The 22,254-nt window shown below is 74.0% G+C and carries 4 protein-coding genes; all 4 read left to right on the top strand.

Annotation, left to right across the window (positions count from 1 at the left end; all coding sequences use genetic code 11):
• The first annotated feature begins 83 nt into the window (after positions 1-83).
• Genes Vau01_RS11510 through Vau01_RS11495 form a run of 4 tightly spaced genes read left to right on the top strand, consistent with a single transcriptional unit; the run spans position 84 to position 22,245 of the window.
• On the top strand, positions 84-332 hold the full coding sequence (locus tag Vau01_RS11510) for an acyl carrier protein (protein ID WP_203990489.1): 249 nt from the start codon (positions 84-86) through the stop codon (positions 330-332).
• Between the two features lie 3 nt (positions 333-335).
• Positions 336-1,307 carry a chlorinating enzyme gene (locus Vau01_RS11505; protein WP_203990487.1) on the top strand — a complete coding sequence of 324 codons (972 nt, stop codon included), beginning with the start codon at positions 336-338 and terminating at the stop codon, positions 1,305-1,307.
• Between the two features lie 13 nt (positions 1,308-1,320).
• Positions 1,321-2,508 (top strand): alpha/beta fold hydrolase, encoded by a 1,188-nt coding sequence (locus Vau01_RS11500; protein WP_203990480.1) that lies wholly within the window; start codon positions 1,321-1,323, stop codon positions 2,506-2,508.
• 21 nt (positions 2,509-2,529) lie between these two features.
• A complete protein-coding gene (locus Vau01_RS11495) occupies positions 2,530-22,245 on the top strand; it encodes an SDR family NAD(P)-dependent oxidoreductase (RefSeq protein ID WP_203990478.1) in 19,716 nt (6,571 codons plus the stop codon).
• Positions 22,246-22,254 lie beyond the last annotated feature (9 nt).

Raw genomic sequence — 22,254 nt, 5'->3', positions numbered from 1 at the left:
TTGCTCAACACTGCACAGACGCAGGTCGTGGCCGTGCCTAACGTCCACCCCGACAGTCAGTTCCGGTGTACGGGAGTTGGGTGATGGACAGAGAATCCGAGACGACCGCCGCGATCCTGGGCCTTGTGCGCGAGGTGCTGAACAAGCCCACGCTCGGTGCTGACCAGGACGTCTTCGACCACGGTGCCACGTCGCTGGCGTTCGTGCGCATCCTCGCGCTAGTCAACGAACGGTACGGCGTGATGGTGCCGGTCGCCGAACTGGCCGGTTCCGCGACCGCGCGGGCGCTGGCCGCGCACGTCGTGACCGTCCCGACCAACATTGGAGCCTGAACCATGTCACAGACCGTTCACCGCCCGGCGGAGAGCCCGACGCGGCGCGAGTTCGCCCTGACGCCCGAGGAGCTGGCCCGGTTCCACGAACGCGGCTTCCACGGCCCGTTCAAGGTCTACGAGGTCGAGGAGATGAAGGCGCGCTGGCGCGTCGAGCGGCTGCGGCTGCTCGACCGTAGCAACGCCATCTACACCGAGGACTTCGCCGCGTCCGGCAACACCAACATCTCCAACTACGACCGGCACATGGACATCGACTTCCTCGCCGACCACGTGTCGCACCCGGCGATCGTCGACAAGACCACCAGCATCCTCGGCCCGAACGTGCTGTGCTGGCGCACCGAGTTCTTCCCGAAGTACCCGGGCGACGAGGGCACCGACTGGCACCAGGCCGACACGTTCGCCAACGCGTCCGGCAAGCCGCAGATCCTGTGGCCGGGCGACGCGGCCGACTTCGGTGGCACGCTCACGTGTTGGACCGCGTTCACCGAGGCGAACCTCGACACCGGCTGCCTGCAGTTCATGCCCGGCACCCACCGCACCATGAACTACGACGAGACCAAGAAGATGCACTACGACCCGGACCGCATCAACAACGCGGACAAGAAGGGCGTCCGGCGCGGCTTCTTCGGTTACGACTACCGGGAACTGCAGATCGACGAGGACTGGGAGCCCGACGAGTCGCTGGCCGTCCCGATGGTGATGCGTCCCGGCGAGGCGATCCTGTTCTGGTCGACGCTGATGCACGCGTCGTTGCCGCACGACGGCAGGACCGACGAGATGCGGCTCGGCTTCGCCAACCGCTACGTCCCCACGTGCGTGAACGTGTACCCGGACACCGACGTGGTCGAGGAGTACGGCGGCCGGGTCAGCCTGGACCGCTTCGGTTCCGTGGTCGTCGCGGGTCGCAACGACAACGACCACAACGTGATCGCGACCCACACCACCACCGGCTACCCGTTCTCGACCCGGTGACGGGGGAACGTCGATGTTGACCGGGGAGGCCCGCGCGGCCATCAGCGACCTCGTCCACGCCGCCGTGTCGTTGCGGCCGCTCGCCGAGGCGGGCGAACCGGTACGCGCGCCGATCGAGGCGGCCGCCCCCGCCGCGGCCGGATGCGTGAGCCCGGCGGAGATCGTGGCGACCGTCGCCGATGTCACCGGCGTGAGCCTCCTCGGCCCCGGCGGCGGCCCGTTCGACGGCGTGGTCACCGGCCGGCTGCGGGACGCCGTCTCCCGCCCCGCGCTCGCGTCGGTGCCCGCCGTCGACCGGGCCGCCGTCGAGGCGACGGCCCGCGCGGCCGGCACCGGAACGGTGGACGTGTGGCGCGCGCCCGTCGACGTCGTCACGTCCGACGGCGCGCGGCTGCGCACCTACGCCGCCGGGCGGCCGGGTGCGCCGGCCGTCGTCCTCGCCTCCGCGTGCGGCATGCCGGCACAGCTGTGCGAGCACTGGATGCGCTTCCTGGGCCGCGACCACCACGTGCTGACGTGGGAGACCCGCGGCCTGTTCGGCGACCTCGGCACGCCCGCGGACTTCGACGCGCTCGGTCACGGCGTCGACGCGCAGGCGCGCGACCTGCTCGCCGTCCTCGACCACCACGGCGTGCCCACCGCGCACGTGATGGGGCTCTGCGGCGGCGCCGTCGTCGCGCTGCGTGCCGCGGGCCTTGCCCCGCACCGGATCTCGGCGCTGAGCCTGTGGCACGGCGACTACGAGCTCGGCCCGGCGGTGCCCAAGACGTCACATCAGCAGAACCTCAAGGCGCTCATGGCGATGGCCGCACGCGGGCGTACCGACGCCGCCGCCATCACCACCGCGCTCGCCGGATCCGCGATGTCGACCGTCCCGGCCGACGTCGCGCACCTCGTCGTGTACCCGTACGTGACGGCGGAACTGTTCTACCGCTACTGCGTGCTCACCGGCGCCATCATGGCGCACGACGTGGCCGCGCTGCTCGACGCGGTGCGGCAGCCGGCGTTCGTGGTGACGAGCGGGGACGACACGACCGCGCACCCGGCCGGATCGCACCACGTCGCCGGCGCGCTCGTCGCGGGTCACCTCACCGTGGAGCCGCACGGCGACCACATCTCCGTGTTCGGCGCGAACGAACGGCTGACCCGGCTGATGACCGACCTCCTCACCCGCCCGGTTCCGGCCCCGCTGACCGCCTGACGTGCGAAGGGATCCGCACCCATGTCCGACTCCGAGATCGAGTGTCGGGTCAGGTTGACCCACGCCGACTTCGTCATGGCCAACCACCGGGTGCACGGCGTCAGCGTGCTTCCCGGCGTCACGTTCCTCGACGTGGTCTACCGGATCCTGCTGGCCCGGGGGATCGACGTGCGGCGGATCGAACTGCGCAACGTCCTGTTCGCCGAGGCCGTCGTCACGCGGCCCGGCGGCGATCGCGAACTGCGGGTGACGATCGGCACGGCGTCCGGCGGAGTCCGGCCGGTGCGGATCGACAGCCGCTGGGACGCCGAGGGATCGCCGTGGCGCGAGAACGTCCGCGCCGAGCTGGTGGAGGTCGACGCCGTCGCCCCGGCGCCCGTGGACGTCGCGGCGTTGAAGGCCGCGGCCGTGCGCACCGAGGACATGGACGCCATCTACGCCCGCACGCGGCGCGAGGACATCGTGCACGGCACCGCGATGCGCTGCTTCGGCACGCTCTTCCACGGCGACGAGTCGCTGCTGGCCGAGCTGCGCCTGCACCCGTCGACGCGCGGGCACGAGGCGGAATTCCATCTGCACCCGGCGAAGCTCGACGCGTCGACGCTGGTCGCGTTCGGTCGGGCCGACTACGCCGACGACCGCGGCTTCATCCCGTTCTTCGTCGAGCGGTTCCGCGCCCCGCGCCCGCTCCGCGACGCGTTCCACACGTACGTGCCGCGTCCGGAGACCGCGTCGGAGTCGGGCGAGCTCCTGCGCAACAGCTACCTCCTGCTCGACGCCGACGGCGGCGTGGTCGCGGAGTTCGAGGGCCTGTCGTGCAAGCGGATCCGGCATCCCGAGCTGATCACCGGGCTGCTGTCCGATGTGGACGCCGCCGCCGCCGACCCGGCGCCGGGCGTCGATGCCGATGCCGGCGTCGATGCCGGTGCCGACGACCTCGTCGCGCACCTGCGCGGCATGATCGCCGGCATCCTCGGCCGCGACGCCGCGGACATCCCCGTCGACACCGGCTTCTACGACCTCGGGCTCGACTCCGTGAGCCTGCTGCGGATCGGCGGCGACCTGGAGGCGGTCGTCGGTGCCACGCTGTACCCGACGCTGCTGTTCGAGTTCGGCGACATCGCGAGCCTCGCCCGGCACCTGGCGGCCACGTACCCGGTGACGCTGTCGACCGCCGTCGCCGGGCCGTCCGCGCCGCCGTCCACAGTGGAGCCCACTCCGGAACACACCGTGGAACACACGGTGGAACACACGGTGGGCACGTTCCGGGACGTGTGGGTGCCGATCGACCCGGCGTCGCCGGCGCCGGCCGACGACGTCCTCCTCATCGGTGGCCCGACGCCGACCGTCCCCGTCACCGCTGACCTCGCCGCCGCCCTCGACCGCCGGTTCGCGTCGGACGGGCTGCCGTCGCGCGTGGTCGTCGACGCCGACGACCCCGCGTGGACACTGTGGACGGTGGCCACCGCGCTCGTGCGGCGGCGCCCCGACCGGTCCGTGACCGTGGTCGTCGCCGCGCCGGCGGACCCGGCCCGCGCCGCCGCCGTCGCCGCGCTCGCCGCGACGATCGGGGCCGAGGTGCCCGCGCTGCGCTGCCGGGTCGTGGAGGCGGGTGAGGCGCCGGACCGCGCCGACCGGCTGCTCGCGGAGTCGGGCGACCGCGAGGCGGGACCGTGGGTGCGGTACCGCGCGGGCACCCGCCAGGTGCGGCGCTGGACGCCGGTCGACCTGCCGGCACCGGCGGCCCCGCCGTTCCGGGCCGGCGCCGGTTACCTCGTCACGGGCGGCACCGGCGGCCTCGCCCGGCTGCTCGCCGAGCACCTGACCGTGACCCGCCGGGCCCGCGTCGTTCTCGCCGGACGCGGCGACTGCCCGCCCGAGCTGGCGGAGCGGATCGGCCGCTGGCGCGCCGACGGCGCCGAGGTGCACTACGTGCGCGGCGACGTGTCCCGGGTGGACGGTGCGCGGTCGGTGGCGGCCGCGGCGCGCACGGTGCTCGGTCGCATCGACGGGGTGCTGCACTGCGCCGGCAGCGTCCACGATGGACTGTTCTTCCACCGCGACCCGGCCGACCTCGCCGTCACCGGTGCCGCCAAGGTCGACGGAACCGCGCACCTGGACGCGGCGACCCGCGACGACGACCTCGACATGTTCGTGCTGTTCTCCTCGCTCGCCGGCGTCGTGCCGAACCCGGGCCAGGCCGACTACGCCCACGCCAACGCGTACCAGTACGCGTACGCCGAGCAGCGGCGCGGACCGGGTCGGACGCTCGCGGTCGCCTGGCCGCTGTGGGCCGACGGCGGGATGCGCCCCGGCGCCGACGCGCTCGCCCGCTCGACCGCCTCCACCGGCATGGCGCCGTTGCCCACCGGCGTCGGGATCGACGTGCTGGAGCGGGCGCTGGCCGCCGCGCACTCCGGGGTCGCCGTCGTCTACGGCGATCCGGCCCGCACCGTCGACGTCCTCCCGGCGGTTCCCGCCACGGTCCCGTCGGCCGTGACCGCGCCGCGCGCTCCGGCCGGGGACATGGCCGTCGCGGTGATCGGGATGGCCGGCCGCTATCCCGGTGCGGACGACCTGGACGCGTTCTGGCACAACCTCTCCACCGGTCGCGACTGCGTCACCGAGGTACCCGCCGACCGGTGGGACCACGCCCGCTACTTCGACACCGATCCCGCCGCACCCGGTCGCACCTACAGCCGGTGGGGCGGCTTCCTCGACGGCGTCGACCTGTTCGACCCGACGTTCTTCGGCATCTCGCGCCGCGACGCCGAACGGATGGACCCGCAGGAACGGCTTTTCCTCACCGCCGCGTGGCGTGCCTTCGAGGACGCCGGCCGCCCGCCGAAGTCCCTCGGCGCCGAGACGGTCGGCGTGTTCGTCGGCGTCATGTGGAACCACTACCAGTTGGTGACCGACGGGTCCGACGGCGTCGCGCCGACCGCGATGCACGCGTCGGTGGCGAACCGCGTGTCGTACTGCCTGAACCTGCACGGGCCGAGCATGGCCGTCGACACCGCGTGCTCGTCGTCGCTGACGGCCGTGCATCTCGCGGTGGAGAGCCTGCGGCGGGGCGAGGCGACGATGGCGCTCGCCGGTGGCGTGAACGTCACGATCCACCCGCAGAAGTACCTTCAGCTCGCGCAGGGACAGTTCCTGTCGGCCGACGGCCGATGTCGCAGCTTCGGCGCCGACGGCACCGGATACGTGCCGGGTGAGGGCGTCGGCGCCCTGCTCCTCAAGCCGCTGGACCGCGCGGTGGCCGACGGCGACCACGTGTACGGCGTCATCGCCGCGACCGTGCTGAACCACACCGGCCGCACGAGCGGGTTCACCGTACCGAGCCCGGTGGCACAGGGCGACCTGGTGCGCGCCGCGCTCGACCGGGCCGGCTGGGACCCGTCGAGCGTCGGCTACCTCGAGGCGCACGGCACGGGCACCTCGCTCGGCGACCCGATCGAGATCGACGGGCTGCGACGGGCGTTCGCGTCCAGTTCGGCTCCTGCTGACTGCGCCATCGGATCCGTGAAGTCGAACATCGGGCACCTGGAGAGCGCGGCCGGCGTGGCCGGACTGACCAAGGTGCTGCTCCAGTTGCGGCACGGAGAACTGGTGCCTTCGCTGCACTCCGAGCGGATCAACCCGCAGATCTCCGTGCAGGACACGCCGTTCCGGGTGCAGCAGGTGCGCCAACCGTGGCCGGCGCCGGCCGGCGGTCGCCGTCGCGCCGGGGTGAGCGCCTTCGGCGCGGGCGGTGCCAACGCGCACGTACTCGTCGAGGAGGCCCCCCGGGTCGTCACCTCCTCCACTGTGGACGGTCCGCACCTGTTCGTCCTCTCGGCCCGCACCGCCCCGGTGCTGCGGGCGTACGCGCGGCGGTTCGTCGACCTGATCGACAGCCGTCCGCGGTCGGCCGATCCCGACCACCTGACCGACCTCGCCGCCGGCCTCCTCGGCGTGCCCGCCGACGCCCTCGACCCGAACGAGTCGCTGTTCGACCTCGGCTTCTCGGCGCACATGGCCCGCGAGCTGGCCGACCGGCTCGGGGAGAGTTCCGGGCGCCGGCCGGCGATCGGTCCCGACACGACGCTGGCCGCGCTGGCGCGGGACGCCGGCCCGGTGGACGACCGGTTCCTCGCGGACCTCACCTACACGCTGCGGGTCGGCCGGACGGCGATGGCCACTCGGTTCGCCGCGGTCGTCTCCGACGTGGCGGAGCTGCGGCGTGCGTTGACCCGCTTCCTCGACGGCACGCCGGATCCGGACCCTGCGGTCGACGGCGTTGACCTCGCGGCCGCCTACCGCGCCGGTCGGTTGTCGGAAGCCGGCGCCGCCTGGGCCGCCGGTTCGGACGTCGACTGGACCGCCGTGTGCGCGGGCGAGCCCGGACGGCGGATCCCGTTGCCGGCGTACCCGTTCGCGGAGGAACGCTGCTGGATCGGTCACTGGAAGTCGTCGTCCGCGTCCCCGCCTCCGGCTGCGGCGTCCGAAGTGGACGGTCCGCCGGTGCGGACGCGCGTCCTCGACGGCGGGATCGCACTCGTCACCATGAGCGCGACCATGTTCACGCCCGAGCTCATGGACGGACTCCGCGGAGCGTTCGACGACCTCGACGGCCGCGACGACGTCCGGGTCGTCGTGCTGACCGGTACCGGCACCACGTTCAGCATGGGCGCCACCCCCGACGGGCTGGAGACCCTGGCGGGCGGCGGCAGCCGGTTCACCGACGTCCCGTTCGTGTACGAGGGGCTGTTGCGGTGCGGCAAGCCCGTGGTGGCCGCGATCCAGGGTCACGCGTCGGGCGGCGGGCTGGCGTTCGGCCTCTACGCCGACATCGTCGTGCTCGACCGGGAGAGCAGCTACAGCGCGAACTTCACCCGGTACGGCATCACGCCCGGCATGGGCGCGACGTACATCGTGGGGCAGCGGTTGGGCCGGTCGCTGGCGGCCGAGATGTTCCTGACCGGCCGCGCGTACCTGGGCTCGGAACTGGAACGCCGTGGCGCCGACGTCGCCTTCGCCGGCCACGCCGACGTGCTGGCGACCGCACTGGGCCTGGCCCGCTCGGTGGCCGACAAGCGCGCCGACGTCGTCGCGGTGCTGAAGCGCGACCTCGCCGACCGCACCCTGGAACGGCTCGCGCCGGTGATCGCCCGCGAGTCGGCGATGCACGACACCGTCCTCGGCCCGGCCGCGGTCGCGTCGATCGCCCGCCAGTTCACCCGCGCGGTCACCGAACCCGCACCGGATCCGGCATCGCCCGAGCCGGTGGTCGCGCCGGCCGCGCCCGTGATGCCGGATGCAGCGGTCGTGACGGGGTCTCGGGCGGAGGACGTGGCGGCCGTGACGGCTGCGGTGGAGCGGGTGCTCTGCTCGACGCTGTACATCGAGCGGTCCGAGATCGACGTCGCGGCCAGCTTCAGCGAGATGGGCCTGGACTCGATCGGCGCGGTCGAGCTGACCCGCGTCCTGAACCGGGAGTTCGACCTCGACATCGACTCGGTCGCCGTCTACGACCACCCGACCGTGCCGCGCCTCGCGGACCACGTCGCCACCCTCGTCGCCGGCGCCCGCGCCCTGCTCGAAGCGGCGGTCGCCCCCGCCGAACCGCATCCGGCTCCCGCCGCCGGACCAGAGCCGGCTCCCGCCGCCGGACCAGAGCCGGCTCCCGAGCCGGTGCCCGCGGCGGACGCCGGTCCCACCACGATGGTGGACGACGCCCGGCCGGTGACGCTGCGGCCGCTGGACGACCGTCCACAATCGACGGTCGCCGCGCCGGCCGCGGTCACCCTGCGTTCGATCGAGCCGGGACCGGCCGCGGACGCCGCCTCTACGGACACCGTCGAGCCGATCGCGGTCATCGGGATGGCCGGCAGCTTCCCGGACGCCCCCGACCTCGCCGCGTTCTGGGCCAACCTGGTGGCCAGGCGCGACAGCGTCCGCGAAGTGCCGGCCGACAGATGGGACCCGGCCGTCCACTACGATCCGGACCGGCGGGCTCCGGGCCGGACGTACAGCAAGTGGGCCGCCCTGCTGTCCGATGTGGACGCGTTCGACGCCCGGTTCTTCCGCATGTCGCCGCTGGAGGCGTCGGCGACGGACCCGCAGCAGCGGCTGTTCCTGCAGACCGCCTGGACCGCCATCGAGGATGCCGGCTACGCCGGAGCCGACGGCGCGCGCCGCTGGGGTGTCTTCGTCGGCTGCGCGACCGGCGACTACCTCGACCTGCTCCGCGCGACCGACGACAGCGAGTCGGCACACGCGTTCCTCGGCAACTCCGGTTCGGTGCTCGCCGCCCGGATCGCCTACGCCCTCGACCTTACCGGGCCGACCGTCGCCCTCGACACCGCCTGCTCGTCGTCGCTCGTCGCCGTGCACCTGGCGTGCGAGAGCCTGCGGGCCGGCGAGTGCGACGCCGCCGTGGCGGGTGGGGTCGCACTCATGCTGACCCCGCGCATGCACGTGCTCACGAGCAAGACCGGGATGCTCTCGCCGACCGGACGGTCCGCGCCGTTCGACGCGTCGGCCGACGGGATCGTGCTCGGTGAGGGCGTCGGCGCGGTGCTCCTCAAGCGGCTCGACCGTGCGCTGGCGGACGGTGACCACGTGTACGGCGTCATCGCGTCGAGCGGGATCAACGGCGACGGCCGCACCAACGGCATCACCGCGCCCAGCGCCGCGTCGCAGGCCGACCTCATCACGCGCGTGCACCGCCGCGCCGGTCTCCACCCCGACGACGTGACCTACGTGGAGACGCACGGCACGGGCACCCCGCTCGGCGACCCGATCGAGGTGCGGGCGCTGGAACGTGCCCTCGGCTCGGGCACCGTCCCCTGTGGACTCGGTTCGGTCAAGAGCAACATCGGCCACACCACGATGGCGGCCGGCATCGCCGGTCTGCTGAAGGTTCTGCTGAGCCTGCGGCACCGGACGCTCGCGCCGACGGTCAACTACACGACCGCCAACCCGGAGATCGACTTCACCACGGGCCGGCTGCGCCCGGTGACCGCACCGCAGCCGTGGCGGCCGGGCCGCTCCGGCCGGCTCGCGGCGGCCGTGAGCAGCTTCGGCTTCAGCGGGACCAACGCGCACCTCACGGTCGTCGAACCGCCGCCGGCGCGGGTCCGCGCGGAGCCCGAAGCCGGAATCCGGTACCCCGTGGTGCTGTCGGCGGCGAGCCCGGAGGCGTTGGCGCGCCTGGCGGAGAGGCTCGCCGACCACCTGGCCGCGGAACGTCCGGCCCTGGCCGACGTGGCCTTCACGCTCGCCGTCGGGCGCAGCCACCTCGCGGTGCGCGCGGCGACGGTGGCCACCCACATCGCCGGCCTGGTGGAGTGGCTGCGCGCCCCCACCGGGAAACCCATCGGTGACGACGCGGCCGCGGTCGCCGCGCGTGCATACCTGGCCGGGGAACGGCTCGACCGGCCCGGGTGGTCCGGGCGACGGATCAGCCTGCCCACGTACCCGTTCGAGCCGGACCGCCACTGGACAACCGCGCATGCCGTGCCGACCGCGCCGGCTGAGCCGGACCATGCGGGCTGGCTGCTCGCCGAGCACCGGGTGGCCGGGACTCCCGTGCTGCCGGGCGTTGCCGCACTCCTGCTCGCGATCGACGCCGCCGGCGCGCCGGCCGGGCCGGTGAGCGTGAGCGGCGTGCAGTGGCTGCGGCCGGTCACCGAGGCGCGGCCGCCGGTCCGGCTCGATGTGCGGCCGGACGGCTCGACCCGCTTCGAGATCGGCGCCGCCGGTGCGCCGGCCGTGCGCGGCCGGGTGCGGCCACTGTCCACCGTGGAGGGGACGGTCGACCTCGCGACGATCCTCGCCCGGTGCACCGAACTCCGGGACGGCGTCAGCATCTACCGGGCGTTCGCCGATGCCGGCATCGGGTACGGGCCGTCGTTCCGGGCGCTGTCGTCGGTGCGGCATAGCGGCGACGAGGCGATCGCCCGGCTCGTGCTGCCCGCGTCGCGACGGGACGATCCGGTGCGGTGGGCGCATCCGGTGATGCTGGACGCCGCGCTGCAGACCGTCGCCGTGCTCGCCGGCGGGTCCGGCGACGGGACGCTGGTGCCGTTCGCGCTCGCGTCGTGCGACGTGTTCGACACCGTTCCGGCGACCGGTCACGCGATCGTCACCCGCACGGACGGGACCTACTCCGTGCTCCTGACCGACGACGCCGGCCGGGTGTGCGTCCGCTTCACCGGGCTGGCGCTGCGCGCCGTCCGCGAGCCCGCCGGGCTGCTGTACCGTCCGGTGTGGACACCCGCGCCGCCGGCCGCGGCACCGGCCGGTACGGATGTTCTGATCGTCCATGATGGACAGTCGACCGAGCTGGCCGCGGCACTCGTCGCCACCCACCTGACCGCCGGCGACCGGGTCGCCACCGCGCGGCCGCCCGCCGCCGGGGAGTCGTTCACGGGTGACCCGGACACCGTCTACGTTCTCACCAGGGCGACCGGCACGCCGTCGAACCTGGCCGCCGACGCCGCCGACGCGGTCGGCGAACTGCACCGCACGGTGCGTGCCCTCGGTGCCCGGCGCCCGCTGACCCTGACCGTGGTGACCACGGGAGCCGTCGCGGTCGACGGCGAGCCGGCCCTCCGTCCGGCTGCCGCCGGTGTGCACGGGTTCGCCCGGTCCGTCGCCGCAGAGCATCCACAGTGGACGGTCCGGTGCGTGGACCTCGATCCGGCAAGGCCGTTGGAGCTCGCCGGCCTGCGGGCGGCGCCGGCCGGAACGGTCGCCCTGCGCGACGGCCGGGCGCTGGTCCGGACGGTCGAGCCGCTGAGCTTCGCCGACGGGCCGACGCCGTTCCGAGCCGGCGGTGTGTACGTCGTCGTCGGTGGAACCGGTGGCATCGGCGCGGAACTGTGCCGTCACCTCGCCCGCACGGTCGGCGCGCGGCTGGCCCTCGTGGGGCGCCGACCGTACGACGACGCGATCGCCGCCCAGCTCGCCGAGATCGGTCGCCTCGGTGGCACGGCGATCTACTGCCGCGCCGACGTCAGCGACCCCGACGCGGTCGCGGCGGCACTCGCCCGTACCCGCGCCGAACTCGGCCCGCCGAACGGTGCCTTCCACGCCGCGCTCGTGCTCCGCGACCGCACGGTCGTCCGGATGAGCGACGAGGACCTCGCGGATGTTCTGGCGCCGAAGGTGGCCGGGGCCGTCGCGTTCGGCGAGGCGCTGCGCGCCGAACCGCTCGACTTCCTCGTCTACTTCTCGTCGGCGGTCGCGTTCACCGACGCGCCGGGGCAGGCGAACTACGCCGCGGCGAGCACGTTCGAGGACGCCTACGCGGCCGGACTCCGCCCGCGGTGTGCGTTCCCGGTGCACGTCGTCAACTGGGGCTACTGGGGCAGCGTGGGCGCCGTCGCGGGTGGGGAGTACGCGGCGCGGATGGCCGGCATCGGCGTCGGCTCGATCGAACCGGCCGAGGGACTCGCCGCGCTCGCCGCCGTGGTGCGCGCGGGTGTGCCGCAGGCGTTGGTGGTCAAGGCCGACCGGGCCGCCATGGCCCGCCTCGGCGCGGCAATTCCCATTGAAGAGACGGAAGATCCGGTCGCGGCCGCCCGTGCGTCGTTCGTCGACCTGGAGCGGCTCGCGGCCGTGATGCTCCACCGCGAACTGGACCGTCTCGGCGCCGTCCCTGGCCCGGGCGAACGCATCACGGTCGCGGACGTGCGGGACCGGCTGGCGACCGTGCCCGCGTCGCACCCGCTCGTCGACGCGCTGATCGACGTCCTCGTCCGCTCCGGCGCCGTCCACCGCGAGGGCGAATGGGTGACGGGCACCGGCCGCCCCGCCGACGCGGTGGAACCGGCCGACGTGACCGGATCCCTGGCCCCGCACGTCGAACTGCTCGACCGGTGTGTGACGGCGCTGGCCGGCGTGCTCTCCGGGTCGACCCGCGCGACGGAGGTCCTGTTCCCCGGCGGGAGCGCGGAGCTCGTGGAGCGGGTGTACCACGGCGACGCGTCCGCCGACTTCTACCACCGACTCCTGGCCGACGAGGTGACCGCGGTCGTGACGGCCGCCGGTGGCCGACCGGTGCGGGTGCTGGAGATCGGCGCCGGAACCGGCAGCGGCAGCGGGTTCGCGCTCGCCGCATGCGCCGCCGGGACCGACGTCGAGTACCGCTACACCGACGTGTCGACGGCGTTCCTCCGCCGGGGGAGCGACCGGTTCGCCGGCCGGTACCCGTTCGCACGGTTCGAGCGGCTCGACATCGAACGCGACCCGGTGGCGCAGGGCTTCCCCGCGCGGGGATTCGACATCGTGCTCGCGACCAACGTGCTGCACGCGACCGCCGACATCGGCGCGACGCTCACCCACGTGCGGACCCTGCTCGCACCCGGCGGGGTGGTGCTGCTCAACGAGGTCACCCGCGCCTCGGACTTCCTGACGCTCACGTTCGGGCTGACCCCCGGCTGGTGGCGCTTCACCGATGCCGGCGCGCGCCTGCCGCACGCGCCGTTGCTCGGACCGGTGCAGTGGCGCGACGCGTTGGCGGCGGCCGGGCTCGGCCCGGTGGAGGTGCGCGGGTTCCCCGGCACCGCTCCCGAGGACCTCGAACAGTGCCTCCTCGTGGCCCGACCGTCCACCGTGGACAGCAGCGTGGACAGCAGCGTGGACAGCAGCGCGGACAGCAGCACGGACACCGCCCGCGACTACGTGCGGGGCGTCTTCGCCGAGGTGCTCCGGTTCCGGCCCGACGACCTCGGGGACCGGGTGACGTTCGAGAACTTCGGCGTCGACTCGCTCGTCAGCCTCGACATCGTGACGCGCTTCGAACGCGACCTCGGCCCGCTGCCCGCGACCCTGCTGTTCGAGCACATCACCATCGAGCAACTGGCCGACCACCTGCGAACGACCCACACCCTGCCGGGCGCAGCCGAGCCGGCTCCGGCCGCACCGCCGGAGACGCCGCCGGTCGAACGGCGCACCGACGACATCGCGGTGATCGCGGTCGCCGGCCGCTACCCGGGAGCGTCCGATGTGGACGCGTTCTGGCGGCTGCTCGCCGAGGGCCGGAGCGCGATCACCGAGGTCCCCGCCGACCGGTGGGACTGGCGCGAGCACTTCGACCCGGACCCCGCCGCGCCGCAGCGCACCTACGGCCGCTGGGGCGGGTTCCTCGACGGTGTCGACCGGTTCGACGCCGGGTTCTTCGGCATCCTGCCGCGCGACGCGGAGAACATCGACCCGCAGGAGCGGCTGTTCCTGGAGACCGCGTGGGAGCTGCTCGAAACGGCCGGCTACCTCGGCGAGCACACGCGCGTCGCGGAGACCGGCGTGTTCGTCGGGACGATGTACGGCTCCTACGGCCAACTCGGCGCGACCCGCTGGGCCGAGGGCACCCTCGCCGGGGCGACGTCGGCGTACTGGTCGATCGCGAACCGCGTCTCGTATCTGCTCGACCTCAGCGGGCCGAGCTTCGCCGTCGACTCCGCCTGCTCCTCGTCGCTGCTCGCCGTGCACCTGGCCGCGGAGAGCATCCGGCGCGGCGAGTGCCGCATGGCGGTCGCGGGCGGCGTCAACGTGATCCTGCACCCGGCGCACCTGGTCTCGCTGAGCGCGTTCAACATGCTCGCCGCCGACGGGCGCTGCAAGGTCTTCGACGAGCGCGCCGACGGCTTCGTCCCCGGCGAGGGCGTGGGCGCCGTGCTCCTCAAGTCGCTCGCCGACGCGGAGGCCGACGGCGACGACATCTGGGGCGTCATCCGCGGCAGCGCCGTCAACACCGGCGGGAAGACCGGCGGCTACACGGTTCCCAACCCGACCGCGCAGGCGGCCGTCGTCGGCGCGGCGTTGCGCCGGGCCGGCGTCGACCCGGCGACCGTCGGCTACGTCGAGGCGCACGGGACAGGCACCAGCCTCGGTGACCCGATCGAGCTCGCCGGCCTGCGGAAGGCGATGACGGCTGAGGGCGGCCGGTGCGCGATCGGATCCGTGAAGGCGAACGTCGGCCACCTCGAGGGTGCGGCCGGGATCGCCGGGCTCACCCGGGCGCTGCTGCAACTGCGGCACCGCCGGATCGCGCCGTGCGTCAACCTCGACCGGCTGAACCCGAAGATCGACCTGGACGCGGACCGGTTCGACCTGCCGACCGCGCTGACGGACTGGCCGGAGTCCACCGTGGACGGTGTGCCGGTGCCCCGGCGGGCGGGCGTCAGCTCGTTCGGTGCCGGTGGCGCCAACGTCCACGTGGTGCTGGAGGAGTACGTGCACGCGCCGGTGCCGCCGGCCGCCGGCGAGCACGTCTTCGTTCTGTCCGCCCGCACCCGCGACGAGCTGCTGGCCCACGCCGCCCGCGTCGCCGGGTTCGTGGCCGGCCCGGTCGCCCCCGATCTCGCCGGGCTCTGCCACACCAGCCGCGTCGGCCGGCGCGGGTTCCGGGAGCGGCTGGCCGTGCTGGCCGCCGACCACGGCCAGCTCGCCCGCCGGTTGCGGTCCATCGTGGACGGTCACCCGGCGGACGGGACGTGGACCGGTACCGCCAGCTCCGGCTCGGCCCCCGGCACCGGCACGACGCCCGCGGACCTCGCTGCCGCCTGGGTGACCGGCGCGCCGGTCGACTGGCCCGGCCCGGTGCCGGCGCCCCGGCGGGTGGCGTTCCCGACGTACCCGTTCACCCGCAGGCGCTACTGGATCGGGGCGCCCGAGGCGGCCCCGGCCCAGCCGCTGACCTTCCACCGTCCCGTGTGGACGGAGTCGGTGGCGCCGCCGCGCGGAGCTGGGGACGGCCCGCACGTCGTCGTCGATCTCGCCGGGGACCTGGCGACGGACCTGGAACGGCTTCTCGACGCGGTACGGGACGGGCTGGCGGCCCACCCGGACGCCGGGCTGCGCGTGCTCGCCACGCACACCGTCGACCGTCCCGCGCACTCGGCGGTCGCCGCCGCGCTCCGGACGCTGGCGATGGAGCACGGCCGGATCACCGCGACGCTGGTCGGTACCGGAGAGGCGTCGCCCGCCGTGCGCGCGGAACGCATCAACGCCGAACTCGCCGCGACGGACGCGGTGGTGCGCTACCGGGACGGCGTCCGGGAGGTCCGCGCCCTCGCCGGGTTCGAACCGCCGCGCGTGGCGACCGACCCGGCCGCGCTGGTGCGCCCCGGCGGCACGTACGTGATCACCGGCGGTGCGGGTGCGCTCGGCCGGCATGTCGCGCGGTTCCTGTCCACGGTGGACGGTGTCACGCTGATCCTCGCCGGACGGTCGGCGCCGGCACCGGAACTCGACGCCGAACTCGCCGACCTCTCCCGGGCCGGCACCCGGGTCCTGTACCACCGGTGCGACGTGTCCACCGTGGACGGTGTCCGCGGGCTCGTCGACGCGGCACGAGCCCACGGTCCGCTGCGCGGTGTCGTGCACGCCGCGGGTGTCACCCGGGACGGGCTCGCGGCGCGCAAGGGACGCGCGGACCTCGACGCCGTGCTGGCCCCGAAGGTGACGGGCACCGACCTGCTCGACGCCGCCACGCGCGAGGATCCGCTGGACTTCTTCGTGCTGTTCTCGTCGGTCGTCGCCGAGACCGGCAACCCGGGCCAGGTCGACTACGCGGCCGCCAACGCCTACCTGCACGCGTTCGCCGGGCACCGCGCCGCCCTGGTGGGCCGCGGCGAGCGGCGCGGGCGCACGGTCGCGGTCGGCTGGCCACTGTGGACGGACGGCGGGATGACCGTCGACGACGCGACCCGCCGGCTCTTCGCACGGAACTGGGGGATGGTACCGATGGACACCACGGCCGGCCTGTCCGCGCTCGTGCGCGGGTACGCGGCGGGGGAGCCGGCGTTCTGCGTCGTGGCCACCACGGAAGCCGGCACGGAGACCGCAGCGGTGCAACCGCTGGAGCAACCGGTGGAGCTTCCGGAGGGTGAAGTGCGGGCAGCGGTGGAGGACCAATTGCGGCAGTTGGCGTCGTCGTTCCTGCTGGTGCCGGCCGACGAGGTGACGCTCGACGACGACCTCATCGAGGTCGGCTTCGACTCCGTCTCGCTGACCGAGCTGATCAACCGGGTCAACGAGCGGTACGACCTCGACCTGCTCCCGACCGTGCTGTTCGAGTGCGCCACCCTCGGCGCGTTCGCCGCCCATCTGGTGCGGCACCACGCCGCCGCGCTGGGCGCCACGGAAACGCCGGCAGCGCGGTCCACTGTGGACGAACGGTCGGCGGCGACCGACGACCTGCCGGACCACGCCGTCGCCATCGTCGGGATCGCCGGCGTGCTGCCCGGATCCCCGGACCTCGCGACGTTCTGGGACAATCTCGTTTCCGGCGCCGACCTCGTCGGCCCGGTGCCGGCCGACCGGCTCGAACTGCTGGGCGACCCGGAGACCGCCGGCGTGCGGGCGGGCTTCCTCGCCGACGTGGCCGGGTTCGACGCCACCCGGTTCCGGATCTCCCGCACCGAGGCCGCCCTGATGGACCCGCAGCAGCGGCTGTTCCTGCACGCCGCCTGGCGCGCGATCGAGGACGCCGGCTACCGTCCGGACGACCTCGCCGGCACCGCCACCGGGCTGTTCGTCGGAGTGTCCACAACGGACTACGCCGACCTGCTGCGCACGGCCGGCGTGCCGGTGGAGGCGCACACCGCGAGCGGAATCGCCCACTCGATCCTCGCCAACCGGGTCTCGCACCTGCTCGACCTGACCGGCCCGAGCGAGTCCGTCGACACCGCCTGCTCCAGTTCGCTCGTCGCGCTGCACCGCGCGGTGCGGGCCATCGCGGCGGGTGACTGCGACGCGGCGATCGTCGGCGGCGTCAACGTCCTGCTGAGCCCCGGGCTGTTCACGGCTTTCACCCGCTCCGGCATGCTGAGCGCCGGCGGCGCCTGCCGCACGTTCGACGCGAACGCCGACGGGTACGTGCGCGGCGAGGGCGTCGGCGCGCTGGTCGTCAAGCCGCTCGCGGCGGCCCGGGCGGCCGGCGACCACATCTACGCCGTGGTGCGCGGAACTGCCGTCAACCACACCGGCCGCACGCCGTCGCTCACCGCGCCGAACCCGGAGGCCCAGGCCCGGGTCATCGTCGACGCCCACCGCGCCGCCGGCGTCGATCCGCGCACGGTCACGGCGGTGGAGACGCACGGGACGGGCACGCGGCTCGGCGATCCGGTGGAGGTCGAAGGGCTCAAGAAGGCGTTCGAGCGGCTGCACGGCGACGAACCGGTGGTACCCGGCCGCACCGTGCTCGGCTCGGTGAAGACGAACATCGGCCACCTGGAGGCGGCGGCCGGCATCGCGGGCGTGCTCAAGATGGTGCTGGCGATGCGGCACGGCGTGCTGCCGCCGACCGTCCACTTCGGAGAGTTGAACCCGTACGTCCGGCTGGACGGCACGCCGTTCGTGGTCGGGGACCGGGCGGTGCCGTGGGACGGCGTACCCGGAGCCGACGGGCGACCGGTGCGGCGGGCGGGCGTCAGCTCGTTCGGGTTCGGCGGCAGCAACGCGCACGTGGTGCTGGAGTCGTACCCGGAGCCGGCGGCGGTGCCGTCCGGGCCGCAGCTCCTCGTGCTCTCGGCCGCCGACCCGGACACGGTGCGCCGCTACGCCACCGCGCTCGCCGATCACCTCGTGCGCGAGCCCGAGGTCGACCTCGTCCGGGTGGCGTACACCCTGCAGGTCGGACGCGTCGCGCTGGCGCACCGGATGGCGGTCGTCGTCGCCGATCCCGCCGAGGCGGCCGAACGGCTCCGCGCCGGCGGACCGTCCACACCGGACGGTGCCGACCCGGCGTTGGCCGCGCTCGCGGCGGACTGGCTGGCCGGCGGCACCGTCGACTGGACGGTCCTGTGGGCCGGCGGCTCCCCGCGCCGCACCCCGGTGCCCGGCGTTCCGCTGTCGCCGGAGCCGCACTGGTTCGACACCCGCCACACCGCGCCCGCACCGATCGCGGACAGCGATGCCGGTCGACAGAAGCGGGCGAAGGTGACGCTCGCCGCGGTGGGCAGGCGGGCGCCGCTGGTGGTCGAGGAACCGAGGCAGACGGAGCCGGTGAAGACAGCAGAGCCGGTGAAGGCAGCAGAGCCGGTGAAGGCAGCAGAGCCGGCGACGACGGTGGACGCAGTGACGGTGGTGCGGGAGGCGGTCGCGGACATCGTCGGGATGCGGGCGGAGGACGTGGACATCGATGCGCCGTTCGCGGATCTCGGGCTGGACTCCATCTTCCGGATGGACCTGGCGCGCCGGATCGCGGGTCATTTCCCGGTGGCGTTGCAGGCGGCCGAGCTCTACGAGCACGACACCGTCGCCCGGCTGGCGGCCTTCCTCGGGAACGCGACGGAACCGGAGCCGGCCACGGAACCGGAACCGGAGCCGGCCGGGGACCTGGCCGGCCTGCTCGGCGAGTTCCTGCGCGGTGTGCTCGACCGCGGGCTCGACCCCGCGCTCTCCTTCGCGGACAACGGGTTCACCTCGTTCGACATGCTGCGCTCGGTCAGCGCGTTGGAGCGCCGCCTCGGAGCCCTGCGCAAGACGCTCCTGTTCGACCACCCCACGCTCGGCGACCTGGGCGACCACCTCGCCGCCGAGTACGGCGAAGCCACCGTCGTGGAACGGTTGGCGGCCGCGCCGGTCCGGGCGGACGGCCCGGTGGTCGTCGCGACGACGGACGCCGGGGACGGGCCGACCATCGCGCGGAAGCGGGAACTGCCCGCGGAACTCGCCGACCTGATGGCCACGATCGACGCGGCCCACGCCAAGGAGGGCGGGCTCGCCGGGCGGGACATCGCGCCGCTCGTGTTCGTCGGCAGCCGGCGCACGGCGTACCTCAACTTCTCCCGCCGCGACGACAACGTGTTCGCCTGGAGCTACTCCGGGTCGGAGGAGGACTTCGCCGAGGTGGCCGGCGAGTACCTCGCCTACGCGCGGCGGCACGGCCTGCGGGCCAGCTTCCTTTCGCTGCTGCCGCTGCCGGACGCGGCCGGGATCCCTTTGCTGGCAACGCCGTTCGGCGCCGTGCAGCGGCTGACCGACCTCGCCGACTTCACGCTCGCCGGTGGGAAGATGATCCGGCTGCGCCAGATGGTCCACAAGTTCGGGAAGGCCGGCCGGTGCGCGACCACCGAGTACGCCGTCGGCTCCGACCCCGCGACCGACCGTGAGATCTCCGACATGATCGGACGCTGGGGCGACGGCAAGCAGATGGTCAACCCGTACGTCGGCGTCGTGCGGGCGGAGCTGGAACGCGGAGTGCTCGCCGAGCGGCACCGGATGTTCCTCACGCGGGTCGACGGCGAACTGGTGAACGTCGTCATCGTCACGAAGATCCCGTCGGAACCGGGCTGGCTGCTCGATCTGGAGTTCTACCCGCGCAAGGCGCCGCGCGGCGGGCTGGAGTACGCGATCTGCGAGATCCTCGCCCGGCTGCGCGACGAGGGCGCCACGGTCTTCAGCTTCGGCGCCAGCTTCGGTGTGACGATCTGCGAGTCGCCCACCGCCGACCCGGTCGTGCTCGCCGCGTTGGAGGAGCTGCATTCCGGCGGCATCTTCGGCGCGGGCAACTTCCAGTTCAAGAACAAGTTCCGGCCGACGAACGTGCCGATCTACCTGTGCCAGCCGGCGGAGGGGGAGCGCACGGCCGTCCCCGACGTCATCCTGATGATCGCGAACCCGGACATCGGCGCCGACGTCCCCGGAGTGAAAGCCACAACAGAAAAGCCGATACAAGGGGACCGCGTGAGCGCGCTCGCCGCCGCCGGCTACAACCCGTTGGCCGTGCCGACACAAGCGATCGGGCACGACCTGTTCACCGACTCGTGGGCCGAGTGGGATCACCCGGTGGTCGCGACAAGGGAGAGCGAGCTCACCGGAACGCAGACCGAGATCAGAGCGGACTGGCTGCCGTTCGACCTGGTCGTGCCGACCGGCTCCGGCCGGGCCGCCGAGGCGCTGCTGTGCCGGTCCTGGCCAGCACCGTCCACAGTGGTCATCCACAATGGACTGTTCTCCTCCTGGCTGGTGAACCTCGCCGACGCCACCTTCGACGTCAAGGCCGTACCGACCGCCGGCCGCGGCAGGTTCGGCGGGGACCTCGACCTCCCGGCGCTGCGCGAGCGGCTGGCGATCGAGAACGGCGCCGTGGCGTTCGTCTGCGTCGAGCTGAGCGGCAACGCCGGCGGTGGTCATCCCGTCTCGCTGGCGAACCTGCGCGCCGTGCGCGACGCGGCCGCGGTGCGCCGGGTGCCGCTGGTGCTCGACGCCACCCGCGTGGTCGAGAACGCCGTCTTCATCGCGACCCACGAGGAGGGCCACCGCGGCGCCGACGTGTGGGACGTCGTCCGCGACCTGCTCGACGTCGCCGACGTGGTGACGATGAGCCTGTCCAAGGACTTCGGCGTCGCCGCGGGCGGCCTGCTCGCCACCCGGCACCCCGCGCTCGCCGCCCGGTTGCGTGAACACCTCGCGCTGCGCGGTGCGCAGGTCGGCCTGCGGGAGCGGCGCCGGATGGCCGCCGCGCTCGCCGACCGGGAGTGGGTCGAACGCGCCGTCCGGGACCGCATGGCCGCCGTGGCGGCCGTGCACACCGCCCTCGCCGACGCCGGCGCGCCGGTCGGGACCGTCCCGGGTGGACACTGCGTGGTGCTCGACGTCGACGCGGTGCCGGCGTTCGTCGCGCTCGAGCATCCGGTCGAGTCCTGCCTCGCCTGGATCTACGCGGGCACCGGCGTGCGCGCCGCGCCGCACCTCGGCCCGGGCCGCCGGATCCGGCTGGCCGTGCCGGTCGGCCTGGGCGTCGACGCGGCGGGCGGGATCGGTGCGGCGCTCGCCGACCTGTGGCACCGGCCGGGCCACATTCCGGACCTGATCCCGGTGCCGGGCACAGCGGGAGCGCCCGGCCGCTTCCACCCGGCCGAGGCGCTTCCCGACGACGTGGAGCAGGCGATGCGCGAGGGTCACCGGCCCACCGACGACAACGCGGCCGTGCTGCGGGGAATCGCCACCCGCACGGTGCTGACCGTCGACGGCGGCGACGTCGAGGTGTTCAGCGCCGGCGACGGACCCGTGGTGCTGCTGATGCACCCGTTCAACATCGGCGCCGGCGTGTTCGCCCACCAGTTCGCCGCGCTGGCCCGGCGGTACCGCGTGGTCACCGTGCACCACCCCGGTGTCGGCGCCACCACGGCCGCGACGGACCTGACGCTCGACGGCCTCGCCGGCCTCTACCGCGAGGTGCTCGACCGCGAGGGCCGGCACGGACCGGTGGCCGTCGTCGGCGCGTCGTTCGGCGGCCTGGTGGCGCAGTCCTACGCGCTGCGCTACCCCGAGGGGACGGCGGCGCTCGCGCTGATCGGCAGCTCGTACAAGGTGGGCAACCGCAACGGTGAGGTGAACCGCCTGTCGGTGGTGGCGCGGGAGGACTTCGACCGCGTCGTCGCGGGCGGCGGGCACCTGAGCGGCGACCGCGCGGAGCTGGAGCGGACGCTGCTGCGCTGCGAGAGCATGGACCCGCAACTCGGGCTGCGCTACCTCGACGTGTTCGCCGCCGAGCCCACGCTGCTCGCGCGGCTGCCCGAGATCGCCGTGCCGACGCTGATCGTGCAGGGCCGCCACGACACCGTCATCCCCGGCAAGACCGCGCACCTGCTGCACGGCGCGATCCCGGACGCGTCCTATGTGGAGCTTCCCGGCGCCGGGCACTTCCCGACGCTGTCGCACCCCGACGACGTGCACGACGCGCTGTTGCCGTTCCTGGCCCGGCACCTGCCGGCCGTGACCCCCACCAACCGGTGACGGAGGACC

This window comes from Virgisporangium aurantiacum (assembly GCF_016863635.1).
Taxonomy (GTDB): domain Bacteria; phylum Actinomycetota; class Actinomycetes; order Mycobacteriales; family Micromonosporaceae; genus Virgisporangium; species Virgisporangium aurantiacum.
The sequence above is the reverse complement of the archived record's forward strand: the minus strand, read 5'-3'. Positions and strand labels throughout refer to the sequence as shown.